This is a genomic window from Dyadobacter sp., assembly GCF_051859145.1.
GTDB lineage: Bacteria > Bacteroidota > Bacteroidia > Cytophagales > Spirosomataceae > Dyadobacter.
In genome coordinates this window covers 1-295 of record NZ_JBHYGF010000473.1, presented here as the reverse complement: position 1 = coordinate 295, position 295 = coordinate 1, and the positions used below count along the sequence as shown (strand labels likewise).

General features: G+C 51.5%; 1 pseudogene. It reads right to left on the bottom strand.

Annotated features, from left to right (window positions below):
- A pseudogene (locus ACTIE6_RS22205) lies at nucleotides 1-295 on the bottom strand (hypothetical protein); the annotation flags it as partial.

Here is a 295-nt window from a genome sequence, read left to right as displayed (position 1 = left end):
CGCTTTGAATTCCGTAAACAGGGCCGTCGCTCAGGTAACGGTGGTTACTAATGTACGGTCCCGCTACAAACTGGTACTGGTCCCGGTTCCCCACTGTCGCGAGCAGGTTGGCATATCCATAGTAAACAAACCTGTGCCCGTGGCTGCCAGTGAGATTGGTGCCCGCCACAGCGCCGAAACCTGTGGAAAAATGATCGTTCAGCTCAAAAGATTTCTGTGCATTGGCCAGCAGGAGCGGTGCGAATGGAAGTAGTGTGGTGGTATCATTGACCTCAAAATGCCTCGTTTTATAATT